The sequence below is a fragment of the Bacillus sp. FJAT-29790 genome, assembly GCF_019039215.1.
Taxonomy (GTDB): domain Bacteria; phylum Bacillota; class Bacilli; order Bacillales; family Cytobacillaceae; genus Cytobacillus.
On sequence record NZ_JAHNZZ010000001.1, the window covers coordinates 3,049,433 to 3,050,270 of the forward strand.

Sequence of the window (838 nt, forward strand, 5' to 3'; positions counted from 1 at the left end):
ATAGTGGTGAGTCTTGTAGGACTCGAACCTATGACCGGACAGTTATGAGCCGTCAGTTCTAAGCAGCTGAGCTAAGGCCCCATATTTCTGTGTTATCTTCGGCTGGTCGGGAAGACAGGATTCGAACCTGCGACCCCTTGGTCCCAAACCAAGTGCTCTACCAAGCTGAGCTACTTCCCGTTAATATATGGCGCGCCCGAAAGGAGTCGAACCCATAACCTTCTGATCCGTAGTCAGACGCTCTATCCAATTGAGCTACGGGCGCATTTTTTTATTAATGGTGCCGAGGACCGGAATCGAACCGGTACGGTAGTCACCTACCGCAGGATTTTAAGTCCTGTGCGTCTGCCAGTTCCGCCACCCCGGCATATAAGATGGTGCGGGTGAAGGGAGTCGAACCCCCACGCCTCGCGGCACTAGATCCTAAGTCTAGCGTGTCTGCCAGTTCCACCACACCCGCAAAAAAATGGTGAGCCATGCAGGATTCGAACCTGCGACCCTCTGATTAAAAGTCAGATGCTCTACCGACTGAGCTAATGGCTCGTAATTAATTTCCTAAATTTTGATACCAGTCAAACTGTGTTCCAAAGCCCTGCGGTCTTTGTCACAGATTTTAAAAGTTTGCCATTCGGGGAAGCTTTGCTTCGATGCTGCAATCTTTTAAAATCCTCGACCAATTGAGCTGCACCGGCAAATATGGTGGAGGATGACGGGATCGAACCGCCGACCCTCTGCTTGTAAGGCAGATGCTCTCCCAGCTGAGCTAATCCTCCGTGTGGTGACCCGTACGGGATTCGAACCCGTGTTACCGCCGTGAAAGGGCGGTGTCTTAACCGCT

Annotated in this window: 6 tRNA genes; all 6 read right to left on the minus strand. The window is 51.7% G+C overall.

Features of this window, described 5'->3' with window-relative positions:
* Positions 1 to 103: 103 nt before the first annotated feature.
* Positions 104 to 180, minus strand: a tRNA-Pro gene (locus BGM26_RS14430).
* A gap of 8 nt (positions 181 to 188) precedes the next feature.
* Positions 189 to 265 (minus strand) — tRNA-Arg (locus BGM26_RS14435).
* 13 nt (positions 266 to 278) lie between these two features.
* Positions 279 to 367: transfer RNA gene (locus BGM26_RS14440), tRNA-Leu, on the minus strand.
* Positions 368 to 375: 8 nt separating this feature from the next.
* Positions 376 to 460 (minus strand) — tRNA-Leu (locus BGM26_RS14445).
* Between the two features lie 7 nt (positions 461 to 467).
* A tRNA-Lys gene (locus BGM26_RS14450) sits at positions 468 to 543 on the minus strand.
* 154 nt (positions 544 to 697) lie between these two features.
* A tRNA-Val gene (locus BGM26_RS14455) sits at positions 698 to 773 on the minus strand.
* Positions 774 to 838 lie beyond the last annotated feature (65 nt).